This window comes from uncultured Mucilaginibacter sp. (genome assembly GCF_903893715.1).
In the GTDB taxonomy this organism is placed as follows: Bacteria; Bacteroidota; Bacteroidia; order Sphingobacteriales; family Sphingobacteriaceae; genus Mucilaginibacter.
This window is the reverse complement of record NZ_CAITNG010000139.1, coordinates 45,043-68,116: the sequence shown is the minus strand read 5'-3', so window position 1 is coordinate 68,116 and position 23,074 is coordinate 45,043. Positions and strand designations below refer to the sequence as shown.

21 protein-coding genes are annotated in these 23,074 nt (G+C 44.5%); 8 read left to right on the top strand and 13 right to left on the bottom strand.

Going from position 1 to position 23,074, the window contains the following annotated elements; all coding sequences use genetic code 11:
* The first annotated feature begins 236 nt into the window (after positions 1–236).
* Both carB and QZX97_RS16380 read left to right on the top strand, forming a co-directional pair.
* A complete protein-coding gene (gene carB / locus QZX97_RS16385) occupies positions 237–3,056 on the top strand; it encodes a carbamoyl-phosphate synthase large subunit (RefSeq protein ID WP_295650848.1) in 2,820 nt (939 codons plus the stop codon).
* A gap of 112 nt (positions 3,057–3,168) precedes the next feature.
* On the top strand, positions 3,169–4,542 hold the full coding sequence (locus tag QZX97_RS16380; RefSeq protein ID WP_295650851.1) for an NHL repeat-containing protein: 1,374 nt from the start codon (positions 3,169–3,171) through the stop codon (positions 4,540–4,542).
* A gap of 12 nt (positions 4,543–4,554) precedes the next feature.
* On the opposite strand, the gene radA is transcribed toward QZX97_RS16380, so the two are convergent.
* Positions 4,555–5,967, bottom strand: a complete 1,413-nt coding sequence (radA, locus tag QZX97_RS16375; RefSeq protein WP_295650853.1) for a DNA repair protein RadA — start codon at positions 5,965–5,967, stop codon at positions 4,555–4,557.
* Between the two features lie 135 nt (positions 5,968–6,102).
* Between radA and QZX97_RS16370 the strand changes: the two genes are divergently transcribed.
* Entirely contained in the window at positions 6,103–6,702 is a 600-nt protein-coding gene (locus QZX97_RS16370) for a hypothetical protein (RefSeq protein ID WP_295650856.1), read from the top strand.
* A 71-nt stretch (positions 6,703–6,773) separates the two neighbouring features.
* Here QZX97_RS16370 and QZX97_RS16365 read toward each other — a convergent pair whose 3' ends face one another.
* The 4 genes from QZX97_RS16365 to QZX97_RS16355 form a co-directional block, all read right to left on the bottom strand.
* Positions 6,774–8,324, bottom strand: a complete 1,551-nt coding sequence (locus QZX97_RS16365; protein ID WP_295650859.1) for an Rne/Rng family ribonuclease — start codon at positions 8,322–8,324, stop codon at positions 6,774–6,776.
* A 112-nt stretch (positions 8,325–8,436) separates the two neighbouring features.
* The gene (locus tag QZX97_RS19150; protein ID WP_008506795.1) at positions 8,437–8,526 is read right to left on the bottom strand and encodes a hypothetical protein; all 90 of its coding nucleotides are present in this window, start codon (positions 8,524–8,526) and stop codon (positions 8,437–8,439) included.
* 20 nt (positions 8,527–8,546) lie between these two features.
* Positions 8,547–9,401: a tetratricopeptide repeat protein gene (locus QZX97_RS16360; protein WP_295650861.1), complete on the bottom strand. Its 855-nt coding sequence runs from the start codon at positions 9,399–9,401 to the stop codon at positions 8,547–8,549.
* Positions 9,402–9,408: 7 nt separating this feature from the next.
* Positions 9,409–9,708, bottom strand: a complete 300-nt coding sequence (locus QZX97_RS16355) for an HU family DNA-binding protein (RefSeq protein ID WP_295650864.1) — start codon at positions 9,706–9,708, stop codon at positions 9,409–9,411.
* A 150-nt stretch (positions 9,709–9,858) separates the two neighbouring features.
* On the opposite strand from QZX97_RS16355, the gene mutY reads away from it, so the two are divergent.
* Positions 9,859–10,911, top strand: a complete 1,053-nt coding sequence (mutY, locus tag QZX97_RS16350; RefSeq protein WP_295650866.1) for an A/G-specific adenine glycosylase — start codon at positions 9,859–9,861, stop codon at positions 10,909–10,911.
* Positions 10,912–11,041: 130 nt separating this feature from the next.
* Here mutY and QZX97_RS16345 read toward each other — a convergent pair whose 3' ends face one another.
* Genes QZX97_RS16345 through panC form a run of 3 tightly spaced genes read right to left on the bottom strand, consistent with a single transcriptional unit; the run spans position 11,042 to position 13,989 of the window.
* A complete protein-coding gene (locus QZX97_RS16345; protein ID WP_295650869.1) occupies positions 11,042–12,085 on the bottom strand; it encodes an energy transducer TonB in 1,044 nt (347 codons plus the stop codon).
* 6 nt (positions 12,086–12,091) lie between these two features.
* Positions 12,092–13,093, bottom strand: coding sequence for an energy transducer TonB (locus tag QZX97_RS16340; RefSeq protein WP_295650871.1), 1,002 nt, complete (start codon positions 13,091–13,093; stop codon positions 12,092–12,094).
* A gap of 59 nt (positions 13,094–13,152) precedes the next feature.
* Positions 13,153–13,989 carry a pantoate--beta-alanine ligase gene (gene panC / locus QZX97_RS16335; RefSeq protein WP_295650874.1) on the bottom strand — a complete coding sequence of 279 codons (837 nt, stop codon included), beginning with the start codon at positions 13,987–13,989 and terminating at the stop codon, positions 13,153–13,155.
* 153 nt (positions 13,990–14,142) lie between these two features.
* Between panC and QZX97_RS16330 the strand changes: the two genes are divergently transcribed.
* The 4 genes from QZX97_RS16330 (at position 14,143) to QZX97_RS16315 (ending at position 19,453) form a co-directional block, all read left to right on the top strand.
* The gene (locus QZX97_RS16330) at positions 14,143–14,967 is read left to right on the top strand and encodes a glycogen/starch synthase (protein WP_295650876.1); all 825 of its coding nucleotides are present in this window, start codon (positions 14,143–14,145) and stop codon (positions 14,965–14,967) included.
* A gap of 14 nt (positions 14,968–14,981) precedes the next feature.
* Positions 14,982–16,448 carry a DUF4270 family protein gene (locus QZX97_RS16325; RefSeq protein ID WP_295650879.1) on the top strand — a complete coding sequence of 489 codons (1,467 nt, stop codon included), beginning with the start codon at positions 14,982–14,984 and terminating at the stop codon, positions 16,446–16,448.
* Positions 16,449–16,549: 101 nt separating this feature from the next.
* Positions 16,550–18,385: a glutamine--fructose-6-phosphate transaminase (isomerizing) gene (gene glmS / locus QZX97_RS16320; protein ID WP_295650882.1), complete on the top strand. Its 1,836-nt coding sequence runs from the start codon at positions 16,550–16,552 to the stop codon at positions 18,383–18,385.
* Positions 18,386–18,514: 129 nt separating this feature from the next.
* Positions 18,515–19,453, top strand: a complete 939-nt coding sequence (locus tag QZX97_RS16315; protein WP_295650885.1) for a hydrogen peroxide-inducible genes activator — start codon at positions 18,515–18,517, stop codon at positions 19,451–19,453.
* Here the strand turns inward: QZX97_RS16315 and QZX97_RS16310 are convergent.
* From QZX97_RS16310 to QZX97_RS16290, 5 genes are all read right to left on the bottom strand, one after another.
* Positions 19,437–20,462 (bottom strand): iron-sulfur cluster-binding domain-containing protein, encoded by a 1,026-nt coding sequence (locus QZX97_RS16310; protein ID WP_295650888.1) that lies wholly within the window; start codon positions 20,460–20,462, stop codon positions 19,437–19,439. The genes QZX97_RS16315 and QZX97_RS16310 overlap by 17 nt on opposite strands.
* A gap of 5 nt (positions 20,463–20,467) precedes the next feature.
* A complete protein-coding gene (locus tag QZX97_RS16305) occupies positions 20,468–21,463 on the bottom strand; it encodes a zinc-binding dehydrogenase (RefSeq protein WP_295650890.1) in 996 nt (331 codons plus the stop codon).
* Positions 21,464–21,556: 93 nt separating this feature from the next.
* On the bottom strand, positions 21,557–22,171 hold the full coding sequence (locus QZX97_RS16300; protein ID WP_295650891.1) for a superoxide dismutase: 615 nt from the start codon (positions 22,169–22,171) through the stop codon (positions 21,557–21,559).
* Between the two features lie 86 nt (positions 22,172–22,257).
* Positions 22,258–22,734: a nucleoside deaminase gene (locus QZX97_RS16295; RefSeq protein WP_295650894.1), complete on the bottom strand. Its 477-nt coding sequence runs from the start codon at positions 22,732–22,734 to the stop codon at positions 22,258–22,260.
* Positions 22,734–23,069: a tRNA-binding protein gene (locus QZX97_RS16290; protein WP_295650897.1), complete on the bottom strand. Its 336-nt coding sequence runs from the start codon at positions 23,067–23,069 to the stop codon at positions 22,734–22,736. Before QZX97_RS16290 ends, QZX97_RS16295 begins: the two co-directional genes overlap by 1 nt.
* Positions 23,070–23,074 lie beyond the last annotated feature (5 nt).

Genomic DNA, 23,074 nt, shown 5'->3' with positions numbered 1-23,074 from the left:
TTTGCTTCTTATGCCGCTAAAACCGACAGGAATGGGTTTCTCACAGCCCATTTCTGTCGTTAAGGTAGGTTAATGGTTTTTAGCTCAAGATATTTAAAAAAACATTACGGCTTACGCTGCAAAAACCTATCTTTGCATCCCGATGCTGAAATCGGGATTTTGCCGCTTCAGCGCATAGCGAAAAGTCCTATACTTTTGACTTTTGACTTAGAACTTTTGACTTACAAAAAAGCACTATGCCCAAAGATAACTCCATAAAATCAATCCTCATTATCGGTTCAGGCCCAATTATTATTGGTCAGGCCTGCGAATTTGATTATGCCGGCTCGCAAGCTGCCCTCAGTTTAAAAGACGAAGGCATTTCGGTGTCCATCATCAACAGTAACCCGGCAACCATCATGACCGATAAGGTAATTGCCGACCATGTATACTTGTTGCCGCTTGAACCCGAAAGCATTGAGAAGATACTACAAGAACAAAAGATTGATGCGGTGCTACCTACAATGGGTGGCCAAACCGCATTAAACCTTTGTATTAGTGTTGCCGAACGCGGTATATGGGAGAAATATGGTGTAAAAATTGTTGGTGTTGATTTAGAGGCCATTGAAAAAACCGAGAACCGCGAAGCCTTCCGCCAATTGATGGTGGATATTGGTGTTGGCGTTGCAACCTCAAAAATAGCCAACTCATTTTTAGAAGGTAAAGAGGCCGCTCAGCTAATCGGTTTCCCGCTGGTAATACGCCCAAGCTATACTTTGGGTGGTAAAGGCGCCGGTTTTGTACATAAGAAGGAAGATTTTGATGCGGCTTTGAGCCGTGGTCTGCAAGCATCACCAACGCATGAGGTATTGGTTGAGCAGGCAGTATTAGGTTGGAAAGAATATGAGCTGGAATTACTGCGCGACAGCAACGATAACGTCATCATCATTTGCTCTATCGAGAACTTCGACCCGATGGGTATCCATACCGGCGACTCGATCACAGTGGCCCCGGCTATGACCTTGAGCGACCGCTGCTATCAGGAAATGCGGAACCAAGCTATCAAAATGATGCGTGCCATAGGTAACTTCGCCGGCGGCTGTAATGTGCAGTTCTCGGTAAACCCGGCCACCGAAGAAATCATCGCTATCGAAATCAACCCAAGGGTATCACGCTCATCGGCATTAGCTTCGAAAGCAACAGGTTATCCTATTGCTAAAATCGCTGCTAAATTGGCCATCGGATATAACTTGGATGAAATAGAGAACCAAATTACCAAAACAACATCGGCCTACTTTGAGCCGACTTTGGATTACGTGATCGTAAAGATACCACGCTGGAATTTCGACAAGTTTAAGGGCGCCAACCGTGAACTGGGCCTGCAAATGAAATCGGTAGGCGAAGTAATGGGCATTGGCCGCAGCTTTATCGAGGCCTTGCAAAAGGCTTGCCAGAGTCTGGAAATAGGCAGAGCCGGTTTAGGTGCCGATGGCCGCCAAAACCGTAACCTTGACGAAATTATGCACAGCCTGGAAAAACCAAGCTGGGACAGGCTGTTCCATATATATGATGCCATGAGTTTGGGTGTGCCGATGGAATCTATCCGCAAAGCAACCAAAATTGACCGTTGGTTCCTCAACCAAATACAGGAACTTATTGTGCTGGAAGCTGAACTGCGCCGTTATTCGTTAAACAATATACCATCAGAATTTTTATTCAACCTCAAAGAAAAAGGATTTAGCGATGTGCAGATTGCGCACGTTTTAGGCAACAGTACAACCGAAGAAGATGTTTACCAACGCCGTAAGGCTTTGGGTATAAAACGGGTGTACAAAATGGTAGATACCTGCGCTGCAGAGTTCCAGGCTAAAACCCCGTATTACTATTCAACCTACGAGGGCGAGAACGAATCCATTCCATCAGATAAAAAGAAGATCATCGTTTTAGGTTCAGGCCCTAACCGTATTGGCCAGGGTATTGAGTTCGATTATAGCTGCGTGCATGGTTTGCTTGCCGCGAAGGAGTGTGGTTACGAGTCGATCATGATCAACTGTAATCCCGAAACGGTATCGACCGACTTTAACATGGCCGATAAGCTGTATTTTGAGCCGGTATTTTGGGAGCACGTACGTGAGATTATCGAATTGGAAAAACCTGAAGGCGTCATAGTTCAGTTAGGTGGACAAACCGCTTTGAAAATGGCTGAGAAACTGTTTGAACATGGTATCAAAATTATCGGCACGTCATACGATAACATGGATATTGCTGAAGATAGGGGTCGTTTTTCGGACTTGTTGAAGGATTTAGATATCCCATATCCTAAATACGGCGTAGCCGAAAGCGCTGAAGAAGCGATTGAGGTTGCCCATAAGGTTGGCTATCCTGTATTGGTTCGCCCGAGTTATGTATTAGGCGGCCAGGGCATGAGCATCGTGATCAACGATGAAGACCTGGAGAAAGCCGTGGTAAATCTGTTAAGGGCATTGCCTGGTAACCGCGTACTAATTGACCACTTTCTGGACCGTGCAGAAGAAGCGGAGTCGGACTCGATAAGCGACGGCGAAGATGTACATATCATCGGGTTAATGGAGCATATTGAGCCAGCGGGCATCCACTCCGGCGATTCGTACGCTGTACTGCCGCCGTTTAATCTGTCAGCCAATGTAATCAAACAAATGGAAGACCATACGGCGAAGATTGCCAAAGCGCTCAATGTACGTGGCCTGTTAAACATCCAGTTTGCCATAAAAAACGAAAAGGTATATGTGATCGAAGCCAACCCGCGCGCAAGTCGTACAGTACCTTTTATAGCCAAAGCCTACGACGTTCCGTATATCAATATCGCTACAAAAGTAATGCTGGGCGAAAAAATGATCAAGGATTTTACCATTGTGCGTAAACTGGAAGGGTATGCTATAAAAGAACCTGTCTTCTCGTTTGATAAATTCCCTGAGGTAAACAAAGAGTTAGGCCCGGAGATGAAATCGACCGGCGAGGCTATACGTTTTATCCCAAATTTGGAAGACCCGTATTTCAGGCATTTGTACAAGGAAAAGTCAATGTACCTAAGTAAGTAACAGCGTAAGTTTACGCAATCGGTTTGGCTAAAAATATTGTTAAAAAGCGTTAAAAAAGCGATATTTAAATTAATTTCATTTAAATTTCACCTTCTTAAAGGAGTTTCACACGATGAACAAAATCACAACTATATCAATACTTTCGGCCTGCATATTGCTCGTTTTCATAACCGTTACGAGCTGCAATAAAAATCCAAGCAATACAACTATCGCTACTATTATTACCCTTCCTGTTGTAAGTGCGGTAACTACAACATCCGCGCAGTTACAAACCATAGTAACAAACTACGGCAACGGTGTATTAACTGCCGATGGCGTTTGCTATAGCACAACCAACCAGTCGCCATCCATTTCCGATCCGCACACCAGCAACGGTGTTGATAGTTTAAACTTTGCCAGTACCATTACCGGCCTCAGCCCTAATACCACCTATTATGCAAGGTCATACGCAACAAACAGCGCTGGTACCGCCTACGGCAGTGTGATCAGCTTTAAAACTACTACGGCTACGTTTGGCATAACAGCCACTGTAAGCACCTTTGCAGGCAACGGAACCGCAGGTTATGTTGATGGCGCAGCAACTACCGCACAATTTTATAACCTTCAAGGCATTTGTACAGATGCCAGCGGGAACGTATATGTTGCCGATTCATACAATAACGTCATCCGTAAAATTACCCCTTTAGGCGTAACCAGCACGTTCGCAGGTAACGGCATCTTGGGATATGTTGACGGCCCCGGTGCAACCGCCGAATTTTATAATCCTCAAGGTTTAGCCATCGATGCATCGGGTAACCTTTACGTAAGCGACATTGGTGATAACATCATCCGCAAAGTCACTTCGGCAGGAGTAGTGAGTACGCTTGCGGGGCGTGGTATATCGGGTTATGCCGACGGTACCGGTACTTCAGCAGTTTTCAATAAGCCGATTGGCCTGGCAGTTGACGCCTCGGGCAACGTGTATGTAGCCGACAAAGGCAACAATGTAATACGTATGATTACTCCTGCGGGCGTGGTAAGCACTTTAGCTGGCCTTAGCACAACAGTGAGCCAAATAGATGGCACAGGCACAGCCGCCACTTTCAATTCACCTACCGGCATCGTTGTTGATGCTACAGGTAACGTTTATGTGGCCGATCAGGGTAATAATGCCGTCCGCAAAATAACATCAGGTGGTGTGGTAACTACGCTTTTGGGCACCAACTTTTTAAAGACTACCCTTGGCGCGCCTACCGGTATCTGCGTTGATAAAAATGCCAACATCTACATCACCGACACCAATGGGCGCATTTTAGAAATGAGTAACAACAACGTGTTGTATTCATTGGCCGGCGTATCGGGCAGTACCGGTTTTACCAACGGCACCAATACCAATGTTAAGTTTAACAACCCGCTTGCCGTAGCCGCCGACAAGAACGGCAACATCTTTGTAACCGACTATTACAACAACGTTATTCGCAAGCTAACGATAGCTGTCCAACCGTAATCAACGGCTTAACTATCCAAACAAAAGGTTAAAGGCCTCCTCAATACGGCCGACAGGCTTAACTTCGATGCTGTAGCGCGACAGGTCGAACAGCTTTTTGTCTTTCCCGCCCGAGGGCATATTGTATTTCGAGATAAAAATCTGCTCGAAGCCTAATTTCTGGGCTTCGGCAATGCGTTGCTCTATCTTGTTCACTGCTCGTATCTCGCCCGAAAGCCCCAACTCTGCGGCAAAACAGGTTTTAAACGGCACGGGTATATCCTGATGCGATGATATAATAGCCGCGGCCAAACCCAGATCGATGGCTGGGTCTTCAATCCGGATGCCACCGGTAATGTTGAGGAATACATCCTGAGTACCCAACCTGAAACCGCAGCGCTTTTCCAACACGGCCAGCAGCATGTTCATCCTGCGCGTATCAAAGCCCGTAGCAGAGCGCTGGGGCGTTCCGTATGCCGATGTGCTCACCAATGCCTGCGTCTCGATCAGCATCGGCCTTACACCTTCTAACGTGGCCGAAATGGTGATACCGCTTAAGGGTTCATCCCGCTGGGATAGCAGTATTTCCGACGGGTTCGATACTTCCCGTAAGCCCTCGCCCAGCATCTCGTAAATACCCAACTCTGATGCCGAGCCAAAACGGTTCTTTATCGCTCTTAAAATGCGGTAAATATGGTGCCTGTCGCCCTCAAATTGCAAAACGGTATCTACCATGTGCTCCAATATCTTCGGGCCGGCTATCATACCGTCTTTGGTGATATGGCCAATCAAAAATACCGGCGTTGCCGTCTCTTTGGCAAAGCGCAGCAGTTCCGCCGTACATTCGCGCACCTGCGATACACTCCCCGGGGTCGACTCGATATGTGCTGAGTATAGGGTTTGGATAGAGTCCACAATCACCAAATCGGGCTGCAACTGCTCTATTTGTTTAAAGATGTTTTGAGTCGAGGTTTCCGTCAGGATAAAACACCCGCCCCCCGCCTTTCCCGCATTGGGTGCCAGGCGCTCGGCCCGCATTTTTATCTGCCGCTCGCTTTCCTCGCCCGATATATAGAGCACCTTCATTGCCGGCATGTTCATGGCTAACTGCAGCATCAGGGTCGATTTACCGATGCCCGGCTCGCCGCCTATCAGCACCAATGATCCCGGCACAATGCCGCCACCCAAAACACGGTTAAATTCCTTGTCGGGAGTAAGCAGGCGGTTATCTTCCTCAAATACCACATCGGCTACCAAAACAGGTTTGTTGGAGCGCTGCATCGAAGTAGACGAACTCACTTTCCAATCCGGAACGGCGCCGTTCGATTTCTCCATGATCTCCTCCACAAAGGTATTCCACGACTGGCACGAGGGGCATTTGCCCAGCCACTTCGCCGACTCGTGCCCGCAACTCTGGCAGAAATAGGATGTTCTTGTTTTAGCCACTTTATTGAATGTGCATATTTGTAGATATGCAAATGTGCAAATTAGTTTTGTGATTTACTAATTTTATTAGTAAAATACGTGTGTAGATTTTTTTAACATATATCTTACATTTACAAGAATTAATTAAAACACATTATGCGTCACTTCAAAGTAACTATCTTTTTAATTGCTTTTGTTAACATTAGCTTGTTCGCCCAATCTAACCTTAAATTTAAAAAGCTTATTTTGGTTGAATATGATGTAAAAGGGGAAGGTAAAACCCAAAGTATTATTGTGACGGGTTACCGTGAGATCAGCGACCATAAAGTACACGTTGTAACAAAGTTGTATGACGGAATTAGTGACACAACCTATCAATTTCCCGACTCAATGGCTGCACGGCTAAATTATATTTTCAGTGGGCAAAAAACAATCAGATCATTTATGAAAACGGATAGGAAATTAGAAGGGCATTATGCTGGAAAGCCATTTTTCATAAGTTGCACTCATCAGGATAACACAGTCGAGAATGTTATTATAGAAACGCCATATTTAGATGAAGATGACTATAAAAAATTCGACTTGCTTTTTTGGTTAAGATTTGGGTATAACGTCAAAGAAAAAGGTTACTCGATCAAAGGGACGAAGCTTGAAGCAACTATATTGAAATACCATAAGGAGTGTAATTATTTAATTAAAGTCGAAGAACCACCTACTGAGATGTCATTAGGTGGACCTCCAAACGGAAAGAATTAAAATCAAGCAACAAAAAAATGTGCAAACAGCTCCTCACCATTTGCACATTTACTCATCTGCACATTCGCAAATTATAACTTTATCTCTTCGCCTTTTCCCGAAAGGAAATGGAACTCCGTGATCTGGTAAGCCGGGTTGCTGCTTACTTTTATCCATTGGTTGTATTTGAAGTACCATTTCATCTGGCGGTTAAATACACCCTTTTTTATGTAGGCCTCAATGTACGGGTGTACACAAAGCGTAATGTTTTTCTCGTTTTGCTCTTTCAGGATATAGTTGAAGTTATCTTCAATATCATCAATGAGCAATACTGTTGGACGTATGGTGCCAGTACCGCCACAGGCCGGACAAACCTCGGTGGTAACAATGTTCATTTCGGGGCGCACACGCTGCCGGGTAATCTGCACCAAACCAAACTTGCTTGGCGGCAAAATGGTATGCTTGGCGCGATCCAAAGCCATCTCATTGCGCAGGTAATCAAACAGATCCTTACGGTTGGTAGGCTTGTGCATATCGATAAAGTCGATCACCACAATACCGCCCATATCGCGCAGGCGTAACTGTCTGGCAATTTCCTTAGCGGCCTCTTTGTTTACCTGGAAAGCGTTGGTTTCCTGGTTCTCTTTATTAGCCGTGCGGTTACCGCTGTTCACATCGATAACGTGCAGCGCTTCGGTATGCTCAATAACCAGGTAAGCGCCACCGGCAAGGTTAACCGTTTTTCCAAAAGCTCCCTTTATTTGTTTGTCCACACCAAAGTGCTCAAATATCGGGTCCTTATGTTTGTGCAGCTTTACGATGCCTTCCAGTTCGGGCGAAATCTGTTGGATGTACGAGCGTATCTCCTCGTAAATGCCCACATCGTTCACATAAATGTTCTGGAAATCGGGGTTCAAAATATCGCGCAGAATGGTCGATGTACGATCCATTTCGCCCAATACCTTTTTGGCAGGTTCGGTTGATGGCAAACGGGTGATGAACGATTCCCATTTGGAAATCAGGTCCAGCAGATCCTTCTGCATTTCCTCAACACCTTTCCCTTCGGACACCGTACGGATGATCACACCAAAGTTTTGAGGTTTGATGCTTTCGATGATCTTGCGAAGGCGGTTGCGCTCGGTATTGCTCTTTATCTTTTTGGAGATAGAGATAGCTTCAGAAAAAGGGACGAGAATAACGTACCTGCCGGCTATCGACAGATCAGAACTCAGGCGCGGGCCTTTGGTGGATATAGGCTCTTTAGCGATTTGTACCGGTATCAGTTGGTTTTTGGTTAAAACCTCCGATATTTTACCCGATTTGTTGATCTCGGCCTCCAACTTAAACCTATCCAGCAATTTGCCCTGATAGGTTCCGCCGCGCACCAATTTGGTCAACTTCATCAAACTTTGCACCTGCGGACCAAGGTCCAAATAATGCAAAAAGGCGTCCTTCTCGTAGCCGACATCAACAAATGCAGCATTTAACCCGGGCATGATCTTTTTGATCTTGCCCAAGTAAATATCACCAACAGCATAATTGTTGTTGATCTGCTCTTTGTTAAGCTCTACAAGTTGTTTATCCTGTAATAAAGCAATAGTAGCCCCGCTGGGGGTGGCATCAATTATCAGCTCCTTTACCAACGGCTACTCCATTTCTTCAAACCACATATAGGGTCGTGAATTAAAAAATTCGAAGGTTTAAACAATAACATCAATTGCCCGCTAAGGGCAATTAACAAACAGAGAAAGCTGATTATTTCTTTTTGTGCCTGTTTTTTCTCAAACGTTTTTTGCGTTTGTGGGTGGCCATTTTATGTCTCTTTCTTTTTTTACCGCTTGGCATAATAATAAGTTTTTAAATATTTAATTTTTTAATTCTTTGATATACTGATCAATTCGTTGCCCAAACGCCGGGTCGGGCATCATTATTTTGCATTGTTCGTAGGCGTTAATCGCTTCATTTTTCATGCCCAGCTGTTTGTAACTCTCAGCTAAGTAAAAATAAGGCTCTACTTCGGCCTTCTGTTTAATCATGTTGGTAAAACGGTCAACCGCTTTTTGGTACTGTCCTGATTTCATGGCAAACAAACCTAAATTAAGGTTGGCTTTGCGGTTGTTCGGGTCTTTCTTAACCACGTCCAGCAATAAAGCTATACCCTGCATCGGACTTGCGGCACCACCATTTACATAAGCTATACCTAAACCCGTTTTGGCATCAACGCCGTCGGGGTTCAGCTTTTGCGCATTTTGAAACGCTTCTACAGCGTTCAGTACAAAAACCGGTTGCGCTACCGTATCCTGGCTGGTTTTGTAAGCATCATTGAACCTGTCGCCTGCATCTACCCAGTTCTGATAAGTGTTTTCGCTACGGGCAATGGCTTGATAATAAAAAGCGCCGGGGCCAGGTTGGTTCACATCGTCCCAGCTTTTGGCCAGTTGCTTTTGCAGCTTCAACTTGTCGGCATCGCTGCTTGCGTCCTTTAACTTGCTTTCCAGATCGCTTATCTGGGCGGCAAGGTTGGCACCTATCAACTGTTTCGCCGGTGCCGATACATAATCCACTGTTACATTCGCATTGGCAGCTTTTGCTTCAACTACTTTCGACCCTCCACTGCTCCTGGTTTCCTTCGGCTTCACTAAGCCTACCGGATGTAAAAACGACAAATAAGCCATTATTGCAACAACGATGCTAATAACAACTATTTGTTTCGTTTTCATTGTTTTATTATTTAACAGCTTTTGTTTTGTTGCCGGTCCTTACTTTTTCAACAAAAGTTTTGGCGGGTTTAAAGCTTGGTACAAAATGTTCTGGGATGATAATAGCAGTGTTTTTTGAAATATTACGGGCAGTTTTTTTAGCCCTCTTTTTTACTACAAAACTACCGAAACCTCTCACATATACGTTTTCGCCGCCTACCATCGAGGTTTTTACAACTTTAAAAAAAGCCTCTACAGTCTCCTGCACATCAATTTTCTCAATACCTGTTTTAGATGAGATTTCAGCTATTATTTCTGCCTTGGTCATACCTGTTTTTCTTTATTAATTTTTTTAATTACTTAACTGTTTTGGGGTTGCAAAAGTATTGGTTTTAAATGAAATTGAAAAATAAAAATGACATTTTTCCCATTTTGTCAAAAAATGCTTTATAAAGCAAAAGGATTACTTTTGTGGCCGATGGATTTTTCGCAAACAATCATACAATGGTATAACGGTAATAAACGCGACCTCCCCTGGCGAAACACTACCGATCCCTACGTTATCTGGCTCTCCGAGATCATTTTACAACAAACTCGTGTTGATCAGGGTATGCCCTATTTTTACCGCTTTGCCGAAAAATACCCAACCGTTTCCCACTTTGCCGCCGCCAGCGAAGATGAAGTACTAAGCCTTTGGCAAGGCCTCGGTTATTACTCGCGCGGCCGTAACATGCTTAAAACTGCCCGGCTGGTACAGCAACAGTATAAGGGCGTCTTCCCCCATAAATACAGCGACCTCATCTCCCTCAAAGGCATTGGTGAATATACGGCCGCAGCCATCTCGTCATTCGCCGCAAACGAAGCTCAGGCCGTGGTGGATGGTAACGTAAACCGGGTACTGGCCCGCTATTTTGGCATCGATGAGCCCATCAACAGCAACAAAGGCAAAAAGCAGTTCCAACAAATAGCCAACGACCTACTGGACCGCCAATACCCCGGCATGCATAACCAGGCCATCATGGAGTTTGGCGCCCTGCAATGCAAACCCAAGAACCCGGCCTGCAATATATGCCCACTGCGCGAAACCTGCTTTGCGTATAGTAACAACCTGGTGAAGAGTTTGCCTGTTAAACTCAAAAAAAATAGCATCAAAAACCGTTACTTCAACTATTTTTTGATTGCCGATGGCGAAAACGTCCTTCTCAACAAACGCGGAGATACCGATATTTGGGCTAATATGTATGACTTACCCCTCATAGAAACGCCCACTCAGGTTACCCCTGCTCAATTATTTCCATCAGGCCAAACAACCACTTTGTTCCAAACAGCACTTGCTTTGCTAAAGGCTTACCCGGTTAAAAAACATATCCTCACCCACCAGCATATTTATATTAGTTTTTACCAAGTTTCGGTTTCTCGCGATGAACTCAAACTACAGCCAACCTGGTTTTTTACCACACCCGATGATTTAAAGGCTCTGGCCCTACCAAAACCCATCCTCATGTTTTTAGCTGCGTTTATCGGGCAATGAAAACAACTTGCTTGGGGGGATTGTAAGAAAATTTTCAACCCGTTTAGCTTTTTTAACGAGCTATAGCTCAATCAAGGGCCGGCTACTTAACATCTTTTACAGATAGGAAATTTTTTCGTCAAAACCGTCGCTATCGGTCGTTTAAAGTAAAATTTACAGGAATGGTCATCTCCTTTTTCACTGGCCGCCCATCTTTTTTACCCGGTAGCCATTTGGGCGCAAGTTTGAAAACACGTAACGCTTCTTTGCCAAGACCGTCGCCTGGATCTTGGAAAAGAACCACGTCGCTTGGTGTACCATCTTCATTTACAGTAAACTTCAAGATAACTTTTCCTTGAGTGCCGTTTTCTTTTGCTGCATTCGGGTAGAAAATATATTTTGCAAGGAAGTTATAAAACTTTTGCATCCCACCATCGAAAATGGGATTGGCGTTAGGGTCATTGTTGTAAGCGGCCATCTCTTCTTCGCCTGTTTTATCTGGAGGGCTTTTTAGGGTCTGGGCTATGTTATCCATCATATTATACTGAAAATGTTCCGGTAATAGCACGCCGTTGATATAAGTTTCGCTATAATTTTCGTTTCCATTTGCGGTTTTACGGGTGCCTTTCCATTTGCCTTGAGGTATCCCATCGTTTAATGTGCCCTCATCTAATACAATTTTAAAATCGTCCGAATAATGAACAAAATAACCATTTCCGTCGGTAACGGTTGTTTTACCAGTAGAATCTTTGGCTGTTTGTATACTATAAAAATATGATGAATAACCGGTTGCCGTTTTTTGTGATATATACTTGGCGATGGTATATAATTTGCCGTTGGGGTAATAGGTATAAATGTCGCCATCAGGCAGTCCGTTTTTATAAGTAGCTATAATTTGCTTTTTGCCCGATGGATAAAAACTAATGTATGGCCCCTCGAAACTTAACGTAGCGGGTGAACTTATTTTGCTTTTCATTTTTAACTTTCCGTTGGGGTAATATTCTTCAACATTAAACAGCACAGTGCCCGAATCAGGCTCGGTTACCACCCGTACAAAATCAGCGCTATCTTTAGTGCCCACAATTTTGCCCGAGTTTTTTAAATAATATATATCGCCACGCTGCGCGAAAGTAATCTTGGGCAACACCAACATCAGCAGCGAAAAAATAACGAGTTGAGTAATGCGCTTCTGCATAAACAATTATTTTATCGCGCTAAAAGTAAAATTAACCGGTATGATAAATAAGGTTTTAGCTATTTGACCAAATTTTTGTCCAGGTATCCATTTTGGAGTCATTTTTAAAACGCGAACAGACTCCTCGGCAAGACCGTTGCCTGGCGACTGCAGAACATTAATATTTCCTAATGAGCCATCTTTGTCAATATTAAACTGCAACATCACCTTACCCTGAGTTTCGGCTTCTTTAGCTGCCTTGGGATAGTGAATATTCTTCGCAAGAAAATTGTAAAATTTTTCCATGCCGCCGTCATAATTTGCAGGCGTTTCACGTTCTGAATAACTGTAAATTTTTCCAGACAGATCGGTTGCTTGTCCCACAACCAATTTACCATTCTGATAGCTTTCGATAAATGTTATTTTACTGCTATCAACTTCTCCCAATCCTTTCCAATTACCATCCTTTAATCCCGATTTGATATTACCTTCTTCAAAAATGCTTTTAAAATCTTTTGTATATCCAATATAATATCCACTACCGTCGGTTACCAAGGCTTTGCCCGTTGAATCATAGCAAGCCTTGATTATCGAATCACTCTTCAAAAGGTTATATTGCGGGACGAGAATACCGGGAGTGTATTCCTTTACCACATATATTGCGCCATTGGGATAGTAGGTGAATACATCGCCATGCATTTGGCCATCTACATAGTTTGCAACTTGTTGTTTTTTGCCGTTAGGATAAAAGTTGATACAGTATCCTTGTAACATCGTACCCGCTACCGTTGATGTTTTTCCAATTAGTCTGCGTTTACCATTTTTGTAATATTCTGAAATGTTGTACAACGTTGTGCCCGAATCAGGCTCTGTCACCACGCGTACAAAATCGGCACTATCTTTAGTTTTAACTTCTACATTAAAGATTTCCCCGTAACTTTTAAAATAATACACGTTGCCAAGTTGTGCAAGGTCCTGCTTCGCGCAAAACAAGCCAATACCCAAACAAAGCCATATTTTTATTTTCATTACGATAGGTGGTTGATAAGCACAAGATAAGGCTTATGGTTGAAATCCAAAAACCGGAATTACCCCAATATCATATTATCAATCAACCTCGTATTGCCCACTCTGGCGGCAACCAGGGCCACTACCTTTGTCGAGTCGGGTTGCGCGGGCAGCAGGGTAACGCCATCAGCAATTTCAAAGTAATCCAGTATAACACCTGGCTCGCTGTTGATGAACGCAGTGGCCAGCTCTTTCAATTCGGCAAGGGTATGGTGTTGGTATTGTTCCTTTACCATGTTAAGTGTTTTACTCAGCACCAAAGCGTGCTGCCTGTCGTCGGCACTCAAATGCACATTGCGGCTGCTCATGGCCAACCCGCCTTCGTCGCGCACAATGGGGCACATCACCATTTTAACTGGCAATTTGAGCAGTTCCACCATGCGGCTTATCACTAAAACCTGCTGATAATCTTTTTGCCCAAAAAATGCCATGTCCGGTTCAATAATATTGAACAGCTTAGCTACCACTTGGGTAACCCCCTGATAGTGCCCGGGCCGGGTGCGGCCTTCCAGCAAATGTTCCAACGGGCCTATATCCAAATGCCAGGTCTCGTTGGGGCCATACATTTCGTCAACCGTGGGGTTAAACAATACGTCGCAATCGGCGTTTTTCAATTTTTCGATGTCGCTTTCTATTGGCCGGGGATATTTTTCCAGGTCGTTTGCGTCGTTAAACTGTGTTGGGTTGACGAAAATGCTGCAAACCACCACGTCGGTTTGCCGTTTGGCCGTGGCCAACAACGAGATATGCCCGTTGTGCAGTGCTCCCATAGTGGGTACAAGGCCTGTTGTTTTGCCGTTTAAACGCATTTCGGCCAAGTATTCGTGCAGTTTTTGTCTGGTAGTGAAGATTTTCAACTGGTTTGCTTTTTAAAGGGGACGCAAAGATTAGCAATTGGTTAAATATTACCAAAACAACTTGCATAAATCGTTGATATATCATAAGATAATGCTTATATTTGCAAACTCAAATTTTTTGAGTTCTTTACATAAAATTAATACAGACTAGAGATGGCTAAATCCAAGCTTTTGTTCATTACTCATGAAATGTCTCCCTTCCTCGAACTAACAAAAATTTCTGAAATTACCCGCCAATTACCACAGGCAATGCAGGACAAAGGGTTCGAGATCCGAATTCTGATGCCAAGGTTTGGCAGTATCAACGAACGCAGGAACAGGTTACACGAAGTGATACGCCTTTCGGGCATGAACATCATCATCAACGATAATGATAACCCTTTGATCATTAAAGTTGCTTCCATACCTGCCGCACGTATGCAGGTGTATTTTTTAGATAATGAAGAGTACTTTCAACGTAAACACGTTTTTGCCGATAAAGACGGTAAGTTTTATGCCGATAACGATGAGCGGATGATCTTCTTTTGTAAAGGTGCTTTAGAAACCGTTAAAAAATTAGGCTGGGCTCCCGATATCGTTCATTGCCATGGTTGGATGAGTGCGCTTGTACCGGCATACCTTAAAACCACCTATAAAGACGATCCTACCTTTAAACATTCAAAAGTAGTGTACTCTGTTTACGAAAACGATTTTGAAGGCCCAATGGCCGATGGGTTTGCACACAAAGCCGTAATGGCCGACATGACTGAAAGCCACACCGAAGTGTATGGCCAAGGCACCAACTCCGCCTTATATGCAGGTGCCATCCATTACTCTGATGGGATAGTGCTGGGCAGTGCCAATATCGATGCTGATGTGTTAAATAATGTTAAAAACAGCAATAAATCGCTTTTAGATTTCGAATCTACTTCAGATTTCGAAAATTATTACAATTTTTACGACGAAATAGCCAACGAAGAATTGGTGCACGTTGCATAAGATAAAAAACATATATGAAGTTTATTAGATTAGACTTATTGACCCTGTTGATAAGTCTTTTTATTTTTGCCGGCTGTAAAAACCCGGACAGTATAGGGTTGGGTATAGATCCGGCAAAATCTGTACAAGGTAACTTAAACGATACCACCACAATAAAAGCCGTTACCGCTCTCGATGATACCGTGTTGACCAGCAATGACACCATTGTGCCCATTGCGTTTTTTAAAGATCCCGTATTGGGAACAACCGAAGCCGACCTTGCAGCCAGCGTCAGTCTGCCCGGTAGCGTAGCATTTACTGCACCCACCGGTACGCCACGTATCGATTCGGCGGTTTTGGTCCTCGATTATGATAAAAAGTACTATGGCGATATCAGCAGTACTTTTAACATGAATGTTTACCAGTTAGCCGAACCTGTACTGGGCCAGGCATACTATAACAATAAGGTTTGGAACTATAACAGCAAAGTTATTGGTTCAAAAACTTTTGTGCCTAAACCAACCGATACCCTGAAGATTGTGGACATTGTTACCGGGGGTCCCGATACCGTAAAAAAAGTGGTGCCTCAATTGCGTATCCCTATCGACCCTAACTTTATTTATAACAATTTCTTTAACGCTACAGCAAGCCAGCTGGCAACAAACCAAGTTTTCGAAAACGCCATAAAAGGTTTGTTTATCAGCATTAATAGCAGCAACGTAAATTCGAATCACCCGGGTGGTACCATGTTTTTCAACATCTCGTCATCGGCCCGCATCGATGTTTATTACAAAATTGTTTACGTTACCACCAATCCTGATACTGTAGTAACCACTTTACCCGTGGCCAATATGCATGCTGTACAGATAAAACACGATTATAGCATTAACAGCGATATCGTAAACCAACTTAAGCCAACTAATCAAACCGGTTCTTTTCCAAACGTATATCTGCAAGGCTTGTCAGGCTTACGTGGTAAAATAAGCTTCCCGTATTTAAAGGCGGCCCGTTTGCTGCACGATATCCGCAAAAGCAGCTTCACCGCCAACCCTTCGCTCGATACAACAAGCATTGTCGACTTCGGCATTAATCAGGCGCAATTGATTGTAACACCAGTGGCAGGCACAGGCATACCTTTTCCCCCGTTGCCGCGCATTACGTTGTACAGGTGGGATATTGCCCATCAGCGATCGGTTGTGCCCGACGCTTATTCATCCGACCCCCGCTATATCAGCGTAGGCTCATTCGGTGGGTTTTATGATACTTATCATCAATATTACAGTTTTTTAATTACAGGCTATGTTGATGATTTGCTGCGCGGTAAATTAACAGATTACGGCACTTTTATAGCACCTGCCGACAGTACTGGCGCGTCTATTGGCGCTGCATCGATAGACGTTAACCCCTCTGTATATTTTAACGGCCGTTCTGTGGTAGGTGGTAATAAAACATCGCCATACAAAATGAAGTTGAACATACTTTACAATAAAGTAACCAAATAAGCATTTATATTTTATAATTTTATCGAATTAAAATATTGGCATCCCTTTTGATTTATCAGAAGGATGCTTTTTTTTTATACCTTCATTTAAATTTTTATCACATGTGCGGAATAGTAGGATACGTAGGTTACAGGGATGCTTACCCCATTGTTATTAAGGGGCTTCACCGTTTAGAGTACCGTGGGTACGATAGCGCTGGTATCGCGCTAATTGATACTGAGCTTAAAGTTTATAAAAAGGCCGGTAAAGTAAGCGATCTGGAGAACTTTGTAAAAGATGTTAACCTGAAAGGCCACATCGGCATGGGCCATACCCGCTGGGCAACGCATGGCGCCCCCAGCGACCGAAACTCGCACCCCCACTCATCCGGTAACCGTAAACTAACTATCATCCACAACGGTATTATCGAAAACTATGGCGTGATAAAGGAAGCACTTATTGCCGCTGGCCACGTATTCAAAAGTGATACTGATACCGAGGTATTGATCCACCTGATAGAAAATATTCAAAGCGAAACCGGTCTCGACCTGCGCGAGGCTGTACGTGTTGCGCTTAATAAAGTAGTGGGCGCTTACGCTATCGTCATCATGAGCAGCGATGAGCCCGACCAATTAATAGCCGCCCGAAAAGGCAGCCCATTGGTAATTGGGGTGGGGAAAGGTGAGTATTTTGTGGCATCAGATGCCACACCTATTGTGGAATACACAAAAAATGTCATCTATCTTAATGATAACGAAATCGCTTATATCCGGAAAGATGATTTGCTGGTAAAAAATATTGACAATACTATCCAGACTCCGTATATCGAAGAACTTGACCTGAAACTGGAATTGTTGGAAAAAGGCGGGTATGACCACTTCATGTTGAAAGAAATTTACGAACAGCCGCGCTCCATCAGGGATTGTTTACGTGGCCGTATTTATCCGTCAACAGGTAAAGTGCAATTGGGCGGTATTAAGGAGTATACAGAAAAGTTAAAGAACATCGACCGTATCATCATCGTGGCCTGCGGCACCTCATGGCACTCGGGTCTGGTGGGCGAATACCTGATAGAAGAATATGCCCGTGTACCGGTAGAAGTTGAATATGCCTCCGAGTTCAGGTACCGTAATCCCATCATCACCGAAAAGGACCTGGTAATTGCCATCTCCCAGTCAGGCGAAACCGCCGATACCATGGCCGCGATAGAACTTGCTAAAGACCGTGGTGCAACTATTTTTGGTATTTGTAATGTGGTTGGTTCATCCATCCCGCGTACTTCGCATGCGGGCGTGTATGTGCACGCTGGCCCCGAAATTGGTGTGGCATCGACAAAAGCTTTTACCGCCCAAGTTACCGCTTTAACCATGCTCGCATTTTATATCGCGCAGGTTCGGGGTGCCATCACTCAAAGTAAATTGATTGAGTATTTAACCGAGCTTAACGAGATACCCACTTTGATAGAGCGCGCTTTGCTTGCTGATGACCACATCATCAAAATAGCCGAGGTATTTAAAGACTCTTCAAACTTCATCTTTTTGGGCCGCGGCAGTTCGTTCCCGGTTGCTTTGGAAGGTGCATTAAAGCTGAAAGAAATATCATACATCCACGCCGAAGGCTACCCTGCCGCCGAAATGAAACACGGCCCTATTGCTTTAATTGATGAGGAGATGCCGGTAGTGTTCATCGCCACCAAAAATTCGTCATACGAGAAAGTAGTTAGCAACATACAAGAAGTAAAAGCTCGTAAAGGCAAAGTAATAGCCATCGTATCCGAAGGTGATGTAGATGTCAGGGACATGGCCGATTACGTAATCGAAATACCTGAAACCCATGAAGCTTTCGTACCGTTGGTGGCTACTATCCCGCTGCAGCTCTTGGCATACCATATCGCCGTGATGCGTGGCTGTAACGTGGATCAGCCACGTAACCTGGCTAAATCTGTAACTGTGGAATAAGTTTAAGTAAGGTTTTTGAAAAGGGTAAACAATATGGATTGTTTACCCTTTTTTATTTAGTTAAATAGTGGTTGTGTTATAGAAGGAATCAATAATTATTATATTTGGATAGATTACAACTATAATAGAATGACCATAGTACAACTGGAATACATTGTTGCGTTAGACAGCTACCGCAGCTTTGTTTTAGCCGCCGAAAAGTGTTTTGTAACGCAGCCTACTTTAAGTATGCAGGTGCAAAAACTGGAAGACACCTTGGGTGTTAAGATATTCGACCGTAGTAAGCAACCCGTTGTACCCACCGAAATTGGTGAAGAGATTATCGCCCAGGCGCGTATCCTGTTGTCCGAAAGCCAAAAGATAAAGGAAATTATCAGCGACAGGCAAAAAGAACTGTCGGGCGAATTGAAAATCGGTATCATACCCACCATTTCCCCTTACTTATTGCCCCGCATCATTACCCGCTTTATCGAAAACTACCCTTTGGTAAAGCTTATTGTATGGGAGCAACCCACCGAAGAAATCGTACAAAAATTAAAACTGGGTACTATAGACTGCGGTATCCTATCGACCCCGCTCCACGAAGCCGGTATTTTAGAGATTCCTGTGTTTTACGAAAACTTTGTAGCCTACGCCTCAAAAAGCAGCAAGCTGTTTAAAAAGAAAAGCATCGAACCCGATGATATCGACATGGAAGAGATATGGGTACTTAACGAGGGCCATTGCATGCGCGAGCAGGTATTGAACATTTGCCAGCGCCGCCGTGCCACCAAGGGCTTCCAGCATTTTGAGTACAATACCGGCAGCGTGGAAACCCTGAAACGCATGGTAGAACAAAACAATGGCGCAACCATATTGCCTGAACTTTCGCTGTCCGACTTAACAGACAAGCAGCTCGATAAGGTTCGCCACTTCAAATCGCCCGAGCCCGTGCGCGAAGTCAGCATCGTTATCCAAAAGAACTACCTGAAACGCCGCATGATTGAGGCCCTAAAAAATGAGATATTGGAGTTTGTGCCCAAACGCATGCGTAGCAAAAAGAAAAAAGAGGTTATGGAAATACAATAACTACGTTGTCGCTCACCGGATGCCCTGTACATGTGAGTATCCATTTGGCTTGCAGGTCCTCGTCGGTCAGCACATCGTTAACGCTCATTACCACTTTGCCGCTGCTGCAAATAGCTGTACAGCTCGAGCAAATCCCTGCTTTGCAGCTATAGGGTAATTGGATATTGTTTTGCAAAGCGGCATCCAATATGGTTTGGTTTTCGCCAACCTGCAAGTCATAAACCTTGCCGGCAAATTTCAGCTTTATTTCCTTTGCGGGATACTTGGTAAAATGTGTTTGAGGTTTTGTTTCGATCACAAAATTCTCCTTACGTATTTGCGATGGCTTAAAATGCATCGTCATCAAGGTCAGCTTCACCATCCGCATATAGGCGAACGGCCCGCATAAAAAGAACTCCGCATCGTTGGGCGCGAATTGCAGGTTATCATTCACCAATTGTATTACCCGGTCATTATTCAGGCGTTGCGCTTTTATGCCGTTCCCGCTTTCGCTGAAAAGAAAGATCAGCGTAAAACGATTTGGATAAGCCGCAGCCATTTGCTTCAACTCGTTATAAAATAAAGTTGATTTGATATGACGGTTGCTATAAACCAGGGTAATATGACTTTCGCCCTGGCGTGATAAGATATATTTGAGATGCGCGTAAACAGGCGCAATGCCACTCCCCGCCGCGAAATAGATGATGTCTTTCTGGCTGCTGTAGTCTACGATCACAAACTTCCCCGCCGGCGGTAACACGTCCCATAAATCGCCAACTTTAGCTTTGCTTAACAGAAATCGTGATATCTCGCCGTTCTCGATCCGTTTTACGGTAATAGCCAACAATGCCTCATCAGGAGATGAACTGATAGAGTACGACCGGCGTATCTCCTTGTTGTGGTGCGAAAACACGAGTGTAATAAATTGCCCCGCTTTGTAGCTTATTGGTTGATTGTTCACCTCTCTCAAAAAAAAGGTAGCGGTATCGGGGCTCTCCCATTTTATGGCTTCAACTGCTAACTGAAGCATAGGTGCTACATTTTGATCACGATCTTGCCAAACTGTGTGGAATTGTCCATTTTTTGAAAGGCGCTTTTCGCGTCCTCCAACGGGAACACCGCGTCAACCACGGGTATAATATGGTGTTCTTCAATAAAATCTACCATGGCTTCAAATTCTTCCTGCGTACCCAATGTGGTGCCCAATATCTGTAGTTGTTTCCAAAATATCTTACGGCCGTTGGTTGGTGGTATGTCGCCGGCTGTGCCGCCAAAGAACACGATACGTGCGCCCGGTTTGCAAATGTCCGGCAGTTTGGCAAAACCTTCGCCCAATGCACTGTCTATGATCACATCAAACCCACCCGACATGGCCTTCAAATGTTCGTCCCAATCGGCATCTTTATAAATAACGCCATCGGTAGCGCCCATTTTCCGGGCTATATCCAGTTTCTCTGTCGAGCCTGATGTTACATATACCTTGCAACCTGCCGCCAATGCCAGTTGTAAGGCTATAGCACCCGTGCCACTGCCAACACCTACTATCAGCACGGTATTACCTTTTACAGCTTTCCCTTTGGTAAAAAGCGCACGGTAAGCTGTTAAACCCGCCACGGGGATAGCCGCCGTTTGCTCCCAGGTTAAATATTGGGGTTTTCTGTATAAACGGCGGTCGCTTATTTTTACGTATTCAGCAAAAGTGCCATTATCGGGTAAACCCAGTATATTAAACTCTTTCGACTGGCAATTCGGGTCATCGCCCCATTTATCACCTGGATTGATAATCACCTCTTTCCCCAGCCATTTCGGGTCAACTCCCTCGCCAATCTCGGCCACAACACCCGCACCATCCGAACCGATAATTGACGGGTATTTGATGCCCGCGTACTTGCCTCGGGTTATCCACCAATCGCGGCGGTTTAGCGCCGCCGCTTTTACTTGTACCAAAACTTCGCCGGCTTGCAGCGCTGGTTTTTCAACTTCCTTCAGGGCAAAAGGGTTATCAAAACTTTCTAAAACTAATGCTCTCATAAGGCTTGGTATTCGGTTTGTGGCTTAAGGGCAAACATAAAAAAAACGGCCGGATATTTTCCCCCGGCCGTCCAATATTATTGAAGGTATAAATTAAGCCATCGCTTTTTTGTACAGCTCGGCAACATGGTTCCAGTTTACTACATTCCAAAAAGCGGTAATGTAGTCAGGGCGCTTGTTTTGATATTTTAGGTAATAAGCATGTTCCCAAACATCCAAGCCTAACACCGGAGTGCCTTTGGCAACTTCGGGCAGGTCCATCAGGGTGTTGTCCTGGTTAGGCGTCGATGCAATGGCTAACTTCTTTTCAGGAGTAACGATCAACCAAGCCCAGCCCGAGCCAAAACGACCAACACCCGCTGTCGAAAACAAAGTTTGGAACTCTGCGAAGGAACCAAAAGTACTGTTGATGGCCGCTGCCAGGTCGCCTGTTGGTGCACCACCGCCGCTCGGGCTTAAAATAGTCCAAAAGAAAGTGTGGTTGTAGTGGCCGCCGCCATTGTTGCGTACCGGCATCGGGAATTTGGAGATATTGTGGATGATGTCTTCGATGCTGCTGTTAGCTTCGGGTTTGCCCTCAAGCGCTTTGTTTAAATTGGTAACATAGGCCTGGTGGTGTTTGCCATGGTGAATTTCCATGGTCAGTTTATCAATGTGTGGTTCAAGTGCGTCGGTAGCGTAAGATAACGCCGGTAATTCAAAAGCCATAGTGATTATTTTTAAAGGTTAATTTATATTGGGTGATTGTTGGCACAAATATAAAGGCACAAGCGGCATATTTGTTTATCTAAATGTCATGTTTTCTGTCTTTTCTTTCTGAAGAACTCGCGCACCAGTTCGGCGCATTCGTTTTCCATAATGCCGCCCGTTACCAATGTTTTGGGATGGATCACTTTCTGGTTCAGCCGCCCGAACCCTAGCTTGGCATCATAAGCCCCGAAAACAATCTTCCCCACCTGGAACCAATAGCTGGCGCCCGCGCACATTACGCAGGGCTCCATGGTAACATACAGGGTGCATTCGGGCAGGTACTTTCCGCCCATATAGTTAGCTGCCGCCGTTAAGGCTTGCATTTCGGCATGCGCTGAAACATCGTTCAGGCGTTCCGTCAGGTTATGCCCACGCCCAATGATCTGCCCTTTGCAAACCACCACGGCGCCAATGGGTATCTCGTCTTCCGCAAAGGCCAGTTTTGCTTCTTTAAAAGCTTCCTTCATAAAAAACTCGTCGGGCACAATGGCAGGCTCGTCGCCAAAATTATAATAGCGCATTATATCAGTTTTTGTCCGTTAGGTACGGGTTTATCAATGGCAGAAAGTACGATATCCCCGTTCTCGTCCGCAAACCCCGTCACCAAAAATTCCGACATAAAGGTAGCGATCTGTTTCTTAGGAAAATTGACCGCCCCGATGATCTGCCGTCCCACTAATTCCTCTTTGGTATAATGTTTTGTGATCTGCGCGCTGCTCCACTTCAAACCCAATGGCCCAAAGTCGACCTGTACTTTATAAGCAGGTTTCCTCGCTTCCGGGAAGTCCAGTATCTGTATGATGGTTCCTGCCCGCAACTCTACTTTTTCAAAGTCATGCCATGTAATAGTTTCCATCACAC